This is a genomic window from Mycobacteriales bacterium (assembly GCA_035504215.1).
Taxonomy (GTDB): Bacteria; Actinomycetota; Actinomycetes; order JAFAQI01; family JAFAQI01; genus DATAUK01.
The window spans coordinates 1-14,060 of record DATJSI010000085.1 but is presented as its reverse complement, the minus strand read 5'-3'; the positions used below and the strand labels follow the sequence as shown (position 1 = coordinate 14,060).

The following is a 14,060-nucleotide window of genomic DNA, read 5'->3' as shown; positions in this document are numbered from 1 at the left end:
CGCGCCTACATCCTGAAGACGCCGTAGCCGCGGCGTCCCTGAACCGGCTGGTTGTGCACCACGGACAGCGCGATCCCGAGAACGGTCCGCGTGTCACGCGGGTCGATGATCCCGTCGTCGTAGAGCCGGGCGGTGAGGAACAGCGCCTTCGACTCCGCTTCGATCTGGGTTTCGACCAGCTCGCGCATCGCACGATCGGCGTCCTCGTCGAACGGCTCGCCTTTCGCGTCCGCCGACGCACGGGCCACGATCGAGAGCACACCGGCCAGCTGAGCCGGACCCATCACCGCCGACTTCGCGTTGGGCCAGGTGAACAGGAACCGCGGGTCATAGGCCCGTCCGCACATGCCGTAGTTCCCGGCGCCGTACGACGCACCCATCGTGATCGTGAGGTGAGGCACGTCGCTGTTGGACACCGCGTTGATCATCTGAGCGCCGGCTTTGATGATGCCGCGTTGCTCGTAGTCCTTGCCGACCATGTAGCCGGTCGTGTTCTGCAGGAACAGCAGCGGAGTGTCGACCTGGTTGGCAAGCTGGATGAACTGCGCGGCCTTCTCGCTCTCCTCGGCGAAGAGCACGCCGCGGGCATTGGCCAGGACTCCGATCGGATAGCCGTGCAGCTGGCCGAAGCCGGTCACGAGCGACGAGCCGTAGAGCGGCTTGAACTCGTCGAACTCACTGCCGTCGAGGACGCGGGCGAGGACATCTCGCGGGTCGAACGGCTCGCGCAGGTCGGTCGGCACCATGCCGAGCAGGTCCTCCGCGTCGTACAACGGCTCGGCGTAGAGCGCGGCCGGGGACGGCCCGAGCTTGCGCCGGTTGAGCCGGCGCACGATCTGGCGGCCGAGCCGGATCGCATCCCGCTCGTCGACGGCGAGGTAGTCGGCCAGCCCGCTGATCCTCGCGTGCATCGCCGCGCCGCCGAGCTCCTCGTCGTCGGACACCTCGCCGGTGGCCATCTTCACCAACGGCGGCCCGCCGAGGAAGACCTTCGCGCGGTCCTCGACCATGACGACGTAGTCACTCATCCCGGGGACGTACGCGCCGCCGGCGGTTGAGTTGCCGAACACCAGGGCGACCGTCGGGATCGCCGCGGCGGACTTGCGGGTCAGGTCACGGAAGCCGGCACCGCCGGGGATGAAGATCTCGCTCTGGGTGGGGAGATCTGCCCCGCCGGACTCGACCAGGTTGATCAGGGGAAGCCGGTTCTCATCGGCGATCTGCATCGCCCGGCGCTGGCGGCGAGCGGTGAACGGGTTGACGGCGCCGCCACGGACGGTCGGGTCGTTGGCCACCACCATGACCTCGGTGCCTTCGACGACGCCGATACCGGTCACGATGCTGGCCCCGACGGCGTACGGCGTCCCCCATCCCGCGAGCGGCGAGAGCTCCAGGAACGGCGAGTCGGGATCGACGAGGAGCTCGATCCGCTCCCGGGCGAGCAGCTTGCCGCGGGCCCGGTGCCGCTCGACGTACTTCTCGCCGCCGCCGAGGTTCGCGATCGCGAGCTGCTGGTCGTGCTCCGCGAGCAGCTCGAGCAGCGAGTGGCGGCGAGCCGCGAAGTCTGGCGCTTCGCGGTCCACACGATCGGGCAGCACCGGCACGCCTCGGAGCGTAACGGCCGGAGCGGCTCACATTGCGGCGGTGAGCTCGGTGCCCTCCTCGTCGGTGAGCTCGATCCGAGCGGCCGCGCAGTTCTCCTCGAGGTGCGCGACCGACGACGTACCCGGAATCGGGAGCATCGCCGGCGAGCGGTGGAGCAGCCACGCGAGCGCGAGCTGCGACGGCGTCGCGTCGTGCCGGCCGGCCGCAGCGGCCAACGGGCCGCCCTGCTCCGCCAGCCGCCCGGTCGCGAGCGGGAACCACGGGATGAAGCCCAGGTTCTCCCGCTCGCAGTAGTCCAGGACCGTCTCATCGGACCGGTTGGCCAGGTTGAACAGGTTCTGCACGCTCACGACGCCGGCCACCTTGCGGACAGCCTCGATCGTCGGGACGTCCACCTGAGAGAGACCGATATGGCGGATCTTGCCCTCGTCCTGCATCGCGACCAGCTCGCCGAGGGAGTCCTCGAGCGGCGTCTCCGGATCGACCCGATGTAGCTGGTAGAGGTCGATGCGTTCGAGCCGGAGCCGGCGCAGGGACATCTCCACGCACTGCCGCAGGTACGCCGGGCGGCCGACCGCGTGCCAGTCCCCCGGGCCGGTCCGCACGAACCCGCCCTTGGTCGCTATCACCAGGCCATCCGGATAAGGGTGCAGCGCCGTACGGATCAGGTCCTCGGACACATACGGGCCGTAGGCGTCCGCCGTGTCGATCAGGTCGACCCCGAGCTCGACCGCACGGCGGAGCACGTGCACGCACTCCTCGGGGTCGGCCGGGTCGCCCCACACACCCGGCCCGGTCAGCTGCATCGCGCCGAAACCGAGCCGGTGCACCGTGAGGTCGCCGCCGAGTGTGAACGTTCCGGCGGACTCGATCGGGCGTTGGAGATCAGGCCTGGTCATGTCCTCGTTCTACCCCGCTTCGGTCGCCGAACGACCAGAACGCGACCGCGGCGGCCGCGGCGACGTTCAGCGAGTCGATCCCGGCCGCCATCGGGATCCGGACGCGTTCGTCCGCGAGCGCGGTCGCCGGTGCCGACAACCCTTCGCCCTCCGTGCCGAGCAGGACCGCGATCCGCTCGTCGCGGTGGACGGCCAGCCGGTCGAGTCCGACCGCATCGGCCGCAGGAGTCAGCGCAAGCACGCGAAAGCCACGCCCGCGCAGCCGCTCGATCGCGCCGGGCCACTCGGGCGCCCGGGCATACGGGACCGCGAAGACCGCCCCCATGGACACGCGAACCGAACGCCGGTACAACGGGTCGGCGGATCGCGGCGACAGGACGACGCCGTCCATGCCGAGCGCGGCCGCGGCGCGGAAGATCGCGCCGAGGTTGGTGTGGCTGACGATGTCCTCGACCACCACGAGCCGCCGTACCCGGTCGGCGACCCGGTCGAAGTCGAGCACCGGCCGCCGATGCACCGAGGCCAGCGCGCCACGGTGGACGTGGAAGCCGGTCACCGAGTACAGCAGATCGTCGGATCCCAGATAGACCGGTGCGTCCGAGCCCGCGAGCACCGCAGCGGTGCGGTCCAGCCATTGCGGGGTCATGAGCGCCGAGCGCAGCCGGTAGCCGGCGGCGAGGGCGCGTTCGATCACGAGCGCGCCCTCGGCGATGAACAGCCCACCGGCCGGCTCGCTGCGCCTGCGCAGCGCCACATCGGTCAAGGACCGGTAGTCCTCGAGCCGAGGGTCCCCGACGTCGTCGACCTCGACGACCGGACCCACGACCTGCTCGGAGGCGACGCTCAGTCGAACAGGTCGGGCTGCTCGCGGGTGATCTTCGCCCACAGCGGCTGGAAGGAGAACCATCCGGCGAACTCGCTACCGACGTAGTCGTGGGTCTGCTTCGCCTGCTCGGGATCGATGTGAACGACCTCGCCGGCCGCCTTGGCGAGCAGCTGGGCCTGGCAGCACCGCTCCATCGACGCGAACCAGAACACCGCCGAGTCAACGGTCTCGCCGACCGTCAGCAGGCCGTGGTTACGGAGGATGACCGCCTTGTTGTCCCCCAGCGCGACGGCGATCCGCTTCCCTTCCTCGATGTCGGTGACCACCCCTGTGTAGTCGTCGAACAGCGAGTGGTCGTCGTAGAACGCGCACACGTCCTGGGTGATCGGTTCGAGCAACGTGCCGAGCGCCGAGAGCGCGCGGCCGTGGATGGAGTGGCTGTGCGCGGCCGCCATCACGTCCGGGCGAGCCTGATGCACCTGCGAGTGGATGCAGAACGCGGCCTCGTTGACGTGGTAGTTGCCCTCGACCACCTCGCCGGAGTGGTTGACCCGGATCAGCGAGCTGACCGAGACGTGCGCGAACGGTACGCCGAAGGGGTTGACCCAGAAGGTGTCCGGCTCGATCGGGTCACGCACGGTGATGTGGCCCGCGACACCCTCCTCGAAGCCGAACTTCGCGAACAAGCGGAAGCCGGCGGCCAGCCGCTCCTTGCGGTAGCGCTGCTCCTCCTCGAGCGAGTCGAACTGCGGGAGCGGAGGGAACCACTTCTCAACGGCCATGGGTCGAGTATGCGCCCTGCCCTGCAGCGCCGCCAGCCGCCGCCCGGCGCCGCGCTAGCTCTGGCCGGCGCGCTCCTGCCACTCGTTCATACGACCTTCGGGGCCGAGTTCGTACAACCGCTTGCACTCCGGGCAGACCGGATAGCGGGATGGGTCGCGGGTCGGCACCCAGACCTTCCCGCAGAGCGCGACGATCGGCGTACCGGTAACCATCGCCTCGGTGATCTTGTCCCGGTCCGCGTAGTGCGCGAACCGGTCGTGGTCACCCTCGTCGGACAGCCGCGGGTCGACCCGTTCCTCGACGGTCGTGCCGGTCTCGGTGTCGGTCGACGTCACGGCGTCGAGGATAGGCGCCCGATCGGCCGACTCGGATTCGGCACGGAATGCCCTATTCCTCCGGACCAAGGACCCCTGCAGATCCGGGTCTACCGGTTCGATCCAGACCTCGGACGGGGACGGAGTACCCCGCAAGACCGGCATCGGAGACCTGCTCGTGGACCTGACCGAGACCCTGCTCACCCAGGCGTACGACGACGGAGACGTCACCGAGGTGATCCGACCTGCGGCGATCATCCCGGAACAGAGCGCCCGCCACGTCCTCGTCGAGCTGGCCCTGCACGACGTACGCACCGGCGGACTGTGGTGGTCGGAGCCGACCATGTGGCGCCGCTACGACAAGCCGTGGGACTCCTTCGACGGCGGCCCCGGCAGCGCGGTTCTGCTCGGCACCATGCAGATCGCCTACGGGGTGCCCACCCGCTTCGACATCACACTGTTCCGCGCGACCATCACCAGGGTCGGCCAGGAGAACGGGCTGACCGTCGAGATGCTCTGCGACGAGGCGCTCACGTTCGGCGGGCTCTCGCTCGCGAGCTGCCCGCGGGCGGACCTCAAGCCGCCGCCGCGGCCGTTCCGGATGCGGTAGTCGACCCGCACGGCCGACCGTCCGCGGCCGATAGGGTCGCTGGATGCGCGCCATCCAGATCACCGAGTTCGGTGGTCCCGAGGTCCTTGAGCTGGTCGACCTCCCCGACCCTGAACCGGCCGAGGGGTTCCATCTCGTCGACGTGACCGCCGCCGGCGTCAACTACGCGGACACCCACCAGGTCGAGAACACCTACCTGTCCGAGTCCCAGCTCCCGATGGTGCCCGGCAGCGAGGTGGTCGGCACGACCCAGGAGGGTCGCCGGATCGCCTCCCTGGTCGGCACCGGCGGGTACGCCGAAAAGGCGCTCGCCTTCCCCGATCTGAGCTTCGACCTGCCCGAGGGCGTGAGCGACGCGCAGGCGCTGGCCCTCATGGTGCAAGGGCTGTCCGCGTGGCACCTGCTGCGGACGTCCTCGCACCTGGCGCCCGGCGAGACCGTCGTCGTCCACGCCGCCGCCGGCGGCGTCGGGACGCTCGCGATCCAGCTCGCGAAGGTGTGGGGCGCGGGACGCATCATCGGCGTCGCGTCGTCACCGGACAAGCGCGAGCTCGCCGCATCGCTCGGCGCCGACGCGACCGTCGATGCCGGCGCCGAGGACCTCAAGTCGGCAATGCTCGAGGCAAACGGTGGTGCGCCGGTCGACATCGTGCTCGAAATGGTGGGCGGCCCGACGTTCGACGCGAGCCTCGGCGCGCTCGCACCGTTCGGCCGGCTGGTCACCTTCGGCATGGCCGGCCGAACACCGCCGTCGCCGATCGACGCCGGCTCGTTGCTCCAGCGCAGTCGTGGCGTGATCGGCTTTTGGCTGGTGCACTGCCTGGGCAAGCCGGCCATGGTGAAGGAGCCGATGGCCGAGATGCTCTCGATGGTCGCCGCCGGCACCCTCACCCCGATCGTCGGTGCGACCTACCCGCTCGCCGATGCCCGCAAGGCCCACGAGGACCTTCGGTCGCGGCGCAGCACCGGCAAGCTCGTCCTCGACCCCAGGAGCTGACCGACGCATGGTCCACGAGATCGACCCGGAGTTCACCGCACTTCCCCTGCGGGAGATCGCGGCCGCCGCGCTCGAGCGGGCGCAGGACCTCGGCGTCGAACACGCCGATGTGCGGATCGAGCGCATCCGCACCGCCAACCTCGCGCTGCACGACGCGCGGCTCGAGACCAGCCACGACGACGACGAGCGAGGGCTCGCGGTCCGCGTCGTACACGAGGGCACCTGGGGCTTCGCCGGCGGGCTGGTCGTGGACGCCGCAACGGCGCGGGCGCTCGTCGACCAGGCGGTCGAGGTCGCGACCGTCTCGAAGCCGGTGACCGGGGAGCGGATCGAGCTGGCGGCCGAGCCGAGTCACGGCGACCAGACCTGGGTCTCGGCGTACGACGTCGACCCGTTCACCGTCAGTGAGGCGGACCGGATCGAGCTGCTCGCGGACTGGTCCAACCGGTTGCTGTCCGCCGAGATCGTCCGGCACGTCGACGCGCACATCAAGCAGGTGCGCGAGGCCAAGTTCTTCGCTGACCTGGCTGGCACCACCACGACCCAGCAGCGGGTCCGGTTGCAGTGCCAGCTGACCGCGTTGTGGGTCGACGAGAGCACCGGCCGGTTCGAGACCATGCGGACGATCGCGCCGCCCGTGGGGCGTGGCTGGGAGTTCCTGACCGAGACCTACGACTGGGGCCACGACCTCTCCACGCTCCCCGAGTACCTCGCCGAGAAGGCGAAGTCGCCGACCGTCGAGCCGGGCCGCTACGACCTCGTCGTCGACCCGTCCAACCTCTGGCTCACGATCCACGAGTCGATCGGTCACGCGACCGAGCTCGACCGGGCACTCGGGTACGAGGCGAACTACGCCGGCACGTCGTTCGCCACCCCGGACAAGCTCGGGACGCTCCGCTACGGCAGCGAGCTCATGAACATCACCGGCGACCGTCAGGTCGAGCACGGCCTGTCCACGATCGGGTACGACGACGAAGGCGTCGAAGGGCAGACCTGGGACCTGATCCGCGACGGCATCCTCGTCGGCTACCAGCTCGACCGGCGGACGGCGGCGTTGAGCGGGATCGCGCGATCCAACGGCTGCGCGTTCGCTGACTCGCCGCTGCACGTGCCGATCCAGCGCATGGCGAACGTCTCCCTGAAGGCAGCACCCGACGGGCCGACGACCGAGGAGCTGATCGCGGGCGTCGAGGACGGCTTGTACGTCGTCGGCGACAAGTCATGGTCGATCGACATGCAGCGCTACAACTTCCAGTTCACCGGCCAGCGGTTCTTCCGGATCAGGAACGGCGAGATCGTCGGCCAGGTCCGAGACGCGGCGTACCAGGCAACCACCACCGACTTCTGGGGGTCGATGTCGGCGGTCGGCGGCCCAGGGACCTACGTGCTGGGTGGCGCGTTCAACTGCGGCAAGGGCCAGCCGGGACAGGTGGCGGCGGTGAGCCACGGCTGCCCGGTCGCGCGGTTCGACGGCGTACGAATCCTCAACGCGACCCAGGAGGCCGCACAGTGAGCACGAGCATCAGCCCGCAGGAACTGGTCGAACGCGCGCTCGCGGCTTCGACCGCCGACGGCTGTGTGGTGATCGCGGAGCACGACGCCGCGGCGAACCTGCGCTGGGCCAACAACACGCTGACGACCAACGGCGTCACCCAAACGGTCGGGCTGACCGTGGTCGCCAACGTCGAGACCGCCGACGGCACGCAGTCGGCCTCCGTGAGCCGCAATGTCATCGACGCGGACGGTGCGGCGAAACTCGTCGAGGCGGCCGAGGCCGCGGCCCGCTCGTCGTCGGTCGCCGACGATGCGGCCCCGCTGGTCGCGGGTGGCACGGACGGCGATTGGGACCAGCCCGGCATCGAGGCGCCGGTCGGCGAGCTGGCCGGGCTGGCGGCGTGGTTGGGCGAGATCTTCGGCGCTGCCCGCGATGCCGGCCAGGGCCGGTACGGGTACGCCGAGCACTCGGTCTCGACGACGTACCTGGGATCGTCAACCGGGCTGAGGCGCCGGCACGTGCAGCCGAAGGTGCGGGTCGAGCTGACCGGCCGCTCGTCGGACGGCTCGCGGTCGGCGTGGAGCGGGCAGGGCGCCAGCGAGATCGGGACGATCGATCTCGCCGGCCTGGAGGCCGACGTCGCGAAACGGCTCGCGTGGGGCGAGCGCCGGCAGGCTCTTGATGCCGGGCGCTACGACACCGTCCTTCCCCCGAGCGCCATTGCCGACCTGCTGATCTACGCCTACTGGAGCTCGGGCGCACTCGACGCGCACGAAGGGCAGTCGGTGTACTCGAAACCCGGCGGAGGCACCCGGGTCGGTGAGCGACTCACGGATCGGCCGATCACGCTGCGTTCCGACCCCGCGATGCCCGGACAGGAGGCGGCGCCGTTTGTCGTCTGCCCGGCATCGAGCCGGATGTCATCGACCTTCGACAACGGCGCACCGGTCGAACCCACCGACTGGATCCGCGACGGCGAGCTCAGCGCGCTGATCCAGACCCGGCACTCGGCGGAGGTGACCGGGCTCGCCTTCACACCGTTCGGTGACAATCTCGAGCTGGTCAGCCCGGAGGGGAGCGGCTCGATCGACGACCTCGTCGCGCGCACCGAGCGCGGCCTGCTGCTGACCTGCCTGTGGTACATCCGCGAGGTCGACCCGCAGACCTTGCTGCTCACCGGGCTGACCCGCGACGGCGTGTTCCTGATCGAGGGCGGCGAGGTGACCGGCGCCGTGAACAACTTCCGCTTCAACGAGAGCCCGATCGGGATGCTGAAACGGATCTCCGAGGTCGCACGGACGACGGACACGTTGGCGCGTGAGTTCGGCGACTACTTCACCCGGACCCGCATGCCGGCCCTGAAGATCGCCGACTTCAACATGAGCTCGGTCAGCCAGGCCTCGTAAGGCGCCTAACCGAGCAGATCCGAGGCGGAGTCGAGGCCGGTAATGGTGCAGAGGCGGACGACGTCAGGATCGCTGCAGGCGATGACGAGGTTTCCGCCGTTCCTGCGGAGCTCCCGAGACGTGCGCAGCAGTACCCTGAAGGCCGCGCCGTCGACGAAGTCCACGTCGTCCAGATCCACCGTGATCGGACCGGTGCTGTCGTCCTCGAGCATCGCCATCAGGACGAGACGGAGCGCACGGATTGACGCCGTATCAAGTCGCCCGGAGACCGTGACCCGCGTGTCGCGGACGTCCACGCTAAGCACAGCTGGCCGGCTTGCGGGGGTCACGGGTCAACCGGATCCGCGGGAGATGAAGGTCCAACACGGCGCACCCACTTCGTGCCCTTGGCGGGAGTGGAGTGCTCGCTGCTGAACACGGAACGCTCGATGCTGAACGTTCAACAGATAGTGCGCACACTACAGCCGACGAACGAGGCGCGTCCGGGCTTTGCCGGAACCGTCCGTGGTTACTCGATGCGGAAGCCGACCTTCATCTGGACCTGGAAGTGGGCGACGGCACCGTCGGTGAGCTGGCCGCGGATCGACGTGACCTCGAACCAGTCGAGGTTGCGTACCGTCCGGGACGCTTTCGCGATCCCGTTGCGGATCGCGCGATCCACGCCGTCCGGGCTGGTGCCAACAACCTCACTGATGCCGTAGGTCTGATCCGCCATGCCGGCTCCCTCTCCTGACGCTCGTGGTCGTGCTTCGGACACTAACGCCCGGAGCGGTGAGGATCGGACCGGCCTCGTGAAGCCACGGTCTGGACGGCCCGTGACCGACCTGTCAGGCTGCGTTCAGCGCTGAGCGGATCGAGGATCGGAACCGGGGACCCGCCGCCCGACGCTCCCGGACGCGGTGCCGGGCGGCTGCCCCCGTGGTCGCTCGGCACCGCCCCGTGTAGCGTCGCCGCCGGCAGAGCGGAGCAGGACATGGCATCGACGCGCCCAGTCGCGCTGGTCACCGGAGCATCGAGCGGCATCGGCCGGGAGCTCGCCCGGGTGCTCGCCCGCGAGGGCCACGATCTGGTTCTCGTCGCCCGCCGGGAACCCGAGCTTCGTGCGCTCGCCGACGAGCTGTCGAAGCGCTACGGCGCGGACTCGACCGTCATCACGGCCGACCTGTCGGATCCCGGCGGCGCTCAGCGCGTGTACGACGAAGTACACAAGGCAGGCCTGGCCATCGACGTACTCGTCAACAACGCCGGGTTCGGCGGTCAGGGCCGGTTCACCGAGACCGATGCCGCCGAAGAGCAGCGGATGCTCGCGGTCAACGTCGTCGCACTCACCGACCTCACCAAGCTCTTCGTGCCGGAGATGACCAAGCGAGGACACGGTCGCCTGCTCAACGTCGCGTCGACGGCAGCCTTCCAGCCCGGCCCGTTCATGGCGATCTACTACGCCAGCAAGGCGTACGTGCTGTCCTTCACCGAAGCGCTCGCGGAGGAGCTGGCCGGCACCGGTGTGACCGCAACGGCGCTCTGCCCCGGCGTCGTGCCCTCCGGCTTCCAGGACACGGCACATCTCAGCAAGGACTCGCCGATGCTTCGATCGCCCGGAACCAAGTCCGCCGACTACGTCGCCGAGGCTGCGATCGACGGGATGATGCGCGGCAAGCGGATCGTCATCCCGGGCGCGCTGAACAAGATCGGCGTGCAGGCACTGCGGGTCTCCCCACGGCGGGCGGTCGTCGCGACGGTCCGGCGGCTGCACCCACCGCACTGAGCCGCTCAGCGGCGCGACCGGACCACCTCGCCCACGACGACGATCGCGGGCGGCACGACCTGGCCGCGTTCGGCGGTCGCGCCGAGCTCCGCCAGCGTGCTGAGCAGGACGCGCTGGCTCGCCAACGAAGCGTTCTCGACGATCGCCACCGGAGTCGACGGCTTGCGACCGCCGGCGACCAGCGCTTCGGCGATCGCCGCGAGGTTCGCCACCGCCATCATGAGCACGATCGTTCCGTCGCCGCGTGCGAGCTGGTCCCAGTCGACGGTCGAGCCCGGGTCACCCGGTGGCAGATGGCCGCTCACCACCGTGAAGTGCTGGGTGATGCCACGTTCGGTGAGCGGCACCCCGGCCAGGGTCGGACCTGCGACCGCACTGGTCAGACCCGGCACGACGTCGACGTCGACGCCGGCCGCGAGACACGCCTCGACTTCTTCGCCACCCCGCCCGAGCACGAAGGGGTCGCCGCCCTTGAGCCGGACGACGATCTCGCCGGCCTTCGCTCGGGTGACGATCAGCTCGTTGATCTGTTCCTGTGTCGCCGCGGCGTGGCCGGGCGCCTTGCCGACGTCCACCACCTCGACGCCGGCCGGCAGCAGGTCGAGCAGCCGGGTCGGAGCCAGCCGATCCGTGACCACGACATCGGCGTCCAGCAGCGCGCGGAAGCCGCGCAGTGTCAGCAGGTCGGGCTCACCCGGTCCGCCGCCGACCAGCACGACCCGGCCGCCGGTCAGCCGGCGTGACGGCGGCCGGCTGCGCCGGGCGCCGAGCGAGCCGGTCCGTAGCTGCGCCTCGACCTCGTTGCGCACGGCGACGGCCCGGGCGGGATCGGCGTTGGCGCTCACCGCGACGGTCAGGTCACCGACCGAGGTCGATGCCGGTCGCCACGCCGGCGAGGCGGCTGCGTCGTCCGCGCGGACGCACCAGACGCCGCGTTCCTCGGCCGCCGCGGCGACCGTGGCATTGACGTCGTGGTCATCGGTGCACGCCAGCACCAGCCGGCAGCTGTCGAGATCGGCGGGCGCGAACCTCCGCCGTACGATTCCGACGCCGAGCGCCTCGAGCGCAGGGTCGATCTCCGGCGCGACGACGGTGACGTCGGCACCCGCATCGAGCAGGTCGCGCACCCGCCGGCTCGCCACGCGCCCGCCGCCGACGACGACGACGCGCCGCCGGGCGAGGTCGAGGAAGATCGGATACCGCACCGGACCAGTGTGGAACACTCGCGACCGGTGCCGATCCGGTTCGGTCGGGGCGGACAACCGCCGGCGCTCTTCGCGCGTCCATGCGGAGGAACATCCACGCTGGTCACCGCACCATCAGAAAGGCACCTCATGTCCGTCTCTCGGCTTGCCGCCGGCGTCGTGCTCTGCACCACGGTCGGCATGTCCATCGCTCCAGCGGCCGCCGCCACGACCGGCGCTCGGCCGGCGGGAGCGGTTCACACCCAGGTGTACTCGTCCTGCCAGAAGCCGACCTACCGGCCGCACTCCTACATCCTGACCTGCGCCGACGCCTACACGCAGATCCACAATGCTCGGTATTCGGCCTGGGGCAGGCAGCGTGCCACAGGACACGGCCGGTACGTCTACAACACCTGCGAGCCGAGCTGCGCAGCGGGCACGATGAAGCACCATCCGGTGACCTTCACGCTCTACCGGGCCCGCGCGATCAAGGGCGTCCGGCTGTTCACGCGAATGGCCGTAAGCTACGCCGGCCTCACGGAGACCTTCACCCTGCCGACCTCGCAGGACTGAACGACCGTTCGACAACACACCGGTCGACCGGTGAAGATGCCATCGGTCGACCGGTGACGGCGGGTTGCCGGCGAGGCAGGGATTGCGAGGACTCGTGACCGAGAGCCCGAAGCCGGCCGGGTTGCCCGACCGCGCCCAGGTCGTCGTCATCGGCGGGGGCGTGATCGGCTGCAGCGTCGCCTACCACCTGGCGCACCTCGGCTGGACGGACGTCGTTCTGATCGAGCGGGACGCCTTGACCGCGGGTACGACGTGGCACGCCGCCGGTCTGATCACCTGCGCGGGCATGACCGACGAGACGGCGCTGTTCATGTCGCGCTACTCCCGCGATCTTTATGCACGGCTGGAGCAGGAGACCGGTCACTCGACCGGGTTCCGCCCGGTCGGGCACGTGAGCATTGCCACCAACCCGCGCCGGCTCGAGGCGCTGCGGCGCGAGTCCGAGTTCGTCCGCGGGTTCGGCGTACCCGACGAGGAGATCTCCCCCACCGAGCTGGCACAGATGTGGCCGCTGCTCGACGTCTCGGACGTGCTCGCCGGCTTCCTCGTGCCGGACGAAGGGCGCGCGGACCCGGTCGGCGTCGCGACGTCGCTGTCCAAGGGCGCGTCGGCGCTCGGTGTACGCATCGTCACCGGCGTCAGCGTCGAGCGGGTCGAGACCAAGGGGACCCGGGTGACGGGCGTACTCACCAGCCAGGGCCGGATCGAGACGGAGACGGTCGTCAACGCGGCGGGGATGTGGGCCCGCCAGCTCGGCGCGCGCAACGGCGTGACGATTCCGCTGCAAGCCGCGGAGCACTACTACCTGATCACCGACGCAGTGCCCGGCATGGACAGGGACCTCGCGGTCATCGAGGACCCCGACCGGTACGGCTACTACCGGCCCGAGGGCGACGGGATGCTGGTCGGGCTGTTCGAGCCGATCGCCGCCCCCTGGTCGCTCGACGGTGTTCCCGGCGACGCGTCCTTCACGACACTGCCGCCGGACTGGGACCGGGTCGGCCCGTTCCTCGGCCCCGCGCTCGACCGCATCCCGTCGCTCGCCGATATCGGCGTGCGCACCTTCTTCTGCGGCCCCGAGTCGTTCACACCCGACGTCCACCCGATGCTCGGGCCGGCGCCGGAGCTCGACGGCTACTTCGTCGCAGCCGGTCTGAACTCACTCGGCATCCTGCTCGGCGGCGGGGTCGGCAACGTGGTCGCGCAGTGGATCGTCGACGGAGTGCCGCCGGTCGACATCACCGGGTATGCCGTGGACCGCGCGAACCTGCACGAGACCTCGCGTCGGTTCCGCGCCGAGCGGACGGTCGAGCAGCTCGGCGTACTGTTCGGCGACGCCGTCTACCCGACCTGGAAACCGTCGAGCGCCCGCGACGTCCGCCGCTCCGTCCTGCACGAGCGGCTGCTCGACCGGGGCGGGCACTTCAACCAGTCAATGGGCTGGGAGTTCGCCGAGTGGTACGACGTCGACGGCCGGCACCCCGAGACCCGCCACGACTACTCCCGGCAGGATTCGTTCGGCATCGTCGCCGACGAGCATCGCGCGGTGCGGGAGGCCGTCGGCATGCTCGACATGACCTTGATGGCCAAGCTGATGGTGCAG

The 14,060-nt window shown here is 70.1% G+C and carries 15 protein-coding genes; 7 read left to right on the top strand and 8 right to left on the bottom strand.

Translation table 11 applies throughout. The annotated features are described in order from the left end of the window. Positions 1–5: 5 nt before the first annotated feature. The 5 genes from VME70_10155 to VME70_10135 are packed head-to-tail and all read right to left on the bottom strand — an operon-like array spanning position 6 to position 4,448. On the bottom strand, positions 6–1,604 hold the full coding sequence (locus tag VME70_10155) for a carboxyl transferase domain-containing protein (GenBank protein ID HTW20559.1): 1,599 nt from the start codon (positions 1,602–1,604) through the stop codon (positions 6–8). Positions 1,605–1,631: 27 nt separating this feature from the next. After that, positions 1,632–2,504 (bottom strand): aldo/keto reductase, encoded by an 873-nt coding sequence (locus tag VME70_10150; protein ID HTW20558.1) that lies wholly within the window; start codon positions 2,502–2,504, stop codon positions 1,632–1,634. Next, entirely contained in the window at positions 2,491–3,327 is an 837-nt protein-coding gene (locus VME70_10145; protein HTW20557.1) for an RNA methyltransferase, read from the bottom strand. The genes VME70_10150 and VME70_10145 overlap by 14 nt, the downstream gene beginning before the upstream one ends. Before the next feature lie 20 nt (positions 3,328–3,347). Beyond that, positions 3,348–4,112 (bottom strand): class II aldolase/adducin family protein, encoded by a 765-nt coding sequence (locus VME70_10140; GenBank protein HTW20556.1) that lies wholly within the window; start codon positions 4,110–4,112, stop codon positions 3,348–3,350. A 54-nt stretch (positions 4,113–4,166) separates the two neighbouring features. Beyond that, entirely contained in the window at positions 4,167–4,448 is a 282-nt protein-coding gene (locus VME70_10135) for a DUF3039 domain-containing protein (protein HTW20555.1), read from the bottom strand. A gap of 157 nt (positions 4,449–4,605) precedes the next feature. Here VME70_10135 and VME70_10130 point away from each other — a divergent pair, with 157 nt between their 5' ends. Genes VME70_10130 through VME70_10115 form a run of 4 tightly spaced genes read left to right on the top strand, consistent with a single transcriptional unit; the run spans position 4,606 to position 8,935 of the window. After that, a complete protein-coding gene (locus VME70_10130) occupies positions 4,606–5,037 on the top strand; it encodes a hypothetical protein (GenBank protein HTW20554.1) in 432 nt (143 codons plus the stop codon). Positions 5,038–5,080: 43 nt separating this feature from the next. After that, positions 5,081–6,034, top strand: a complete 954-nt coding sequence (locus VME70_10125; protein HTW20553.1) for an NADPH:quinone oxidoreductase family protein — start codon at positions 5,081–5,083, stop codon at positions 6,032–6,034. Between the two features lie 7 nt (positions 6,035–6,041). Beyond that, positions 6,042–7,547, top strand: a complete 1,506-nt coding sequence (locus tag VME70_10120) for a TldD/PmbA family protein (protein HTW20552.1) — start codon at positions 6,042–6,044, stop codon at positions 7,545–7,547. Further along, on the top strand, positions 7,544–8,935 hold the full coding sequence (locus VME70_10115; protein ID HTW20551.1) for a metallopeptidase TldD-related protein: 1,392 nt from the start codon (positions 7,544–7,546) through the stop codon (positions 8,933–8,935). Before VME70_10120 ends, VME70_10115 begins: the two co-directional genes overlap by 4 nt. Positions 8,936–8,940: 5 nt before the next feature. Here VME70_10115 and VME70_10110 read toward each other — a convergent pair whose 3' ends face one another. Next, complete coding sequence (locus VME70_10110) at positions 8,941–9,231, bottom strand: anti-sigma factor antagonist (protein ID HTW20550.1); 291 nt, start codon at positions 9,229–9,231, stop codon at positions 8,941–8,943. A gap of 212 nt (positions 9,232–9,443) precedes the next feature. After that, the gene (locus tag VME70_10105) at positions 9,444–9,650 is read right to left on the bottom strand and encodes a dodecin (protein HTW20549.1); all 207 of its coding nucleotides are present in this window, start codon (positions 9,648–9,650) and stop codon (positions 9,444–9,446) included. Between the two features lie 258 nt (positions 9,651–9,908). Here VME70_10105 and VME70_10100 point away from each other — a divergent pair, with 258 nt between their 5' ends. Further along, positions 9,909–10,700: an SDR family oxidoreductase gene (locus VME70_10100; GenBank protein HTW20548.1), complete on the top strand. Its 792-nt coding sequence runs from the start codon at positions 9,909–9,911 to the stop codon at positions 10,698–10,700. Between the two features lie 5 nt (positions 10,701–10,705). Here VME70_10100 and cobA read toward each other — a convergent pair whose 3' ends face one another. Further along, positions 10,706–11,905, bottom strand: a complete 1,200-nt coding sequence (gene cobA, locus VME70_10095; GenBank protein ID HTW20547.1) for a uroporphyrinogen-III C-methyltransferase — start codon at positions 11,903–11,905, stop codon at positions 10,706–10,708. A gap of 129 nt (positions 11,906–12,034) precedes the next feature. On the opposite strand from cobA, the gene VME70_10090 reads away from it, so the two are divergent. Beyond that, positions 12,035–12,457 (top strand): hypothetical protein, encoded by a 423-nt coding sequence (locus VME70_10090; protein ID HTW20546.1) that lies wholly within the window; start codon positions 12,035–12,037, stop codon positions 12,455–12,457. A gap of 94 nt (positions 12,458–12,551) precedes the next feature. Beyond that, positions 12,552–14,060 (top strand): FAD-dependent oxidoreductase (locus tag VME70_10085; protein HTW20545.1); only part of this gene is annotated, 1,509 nt, incomplete at its 3' end.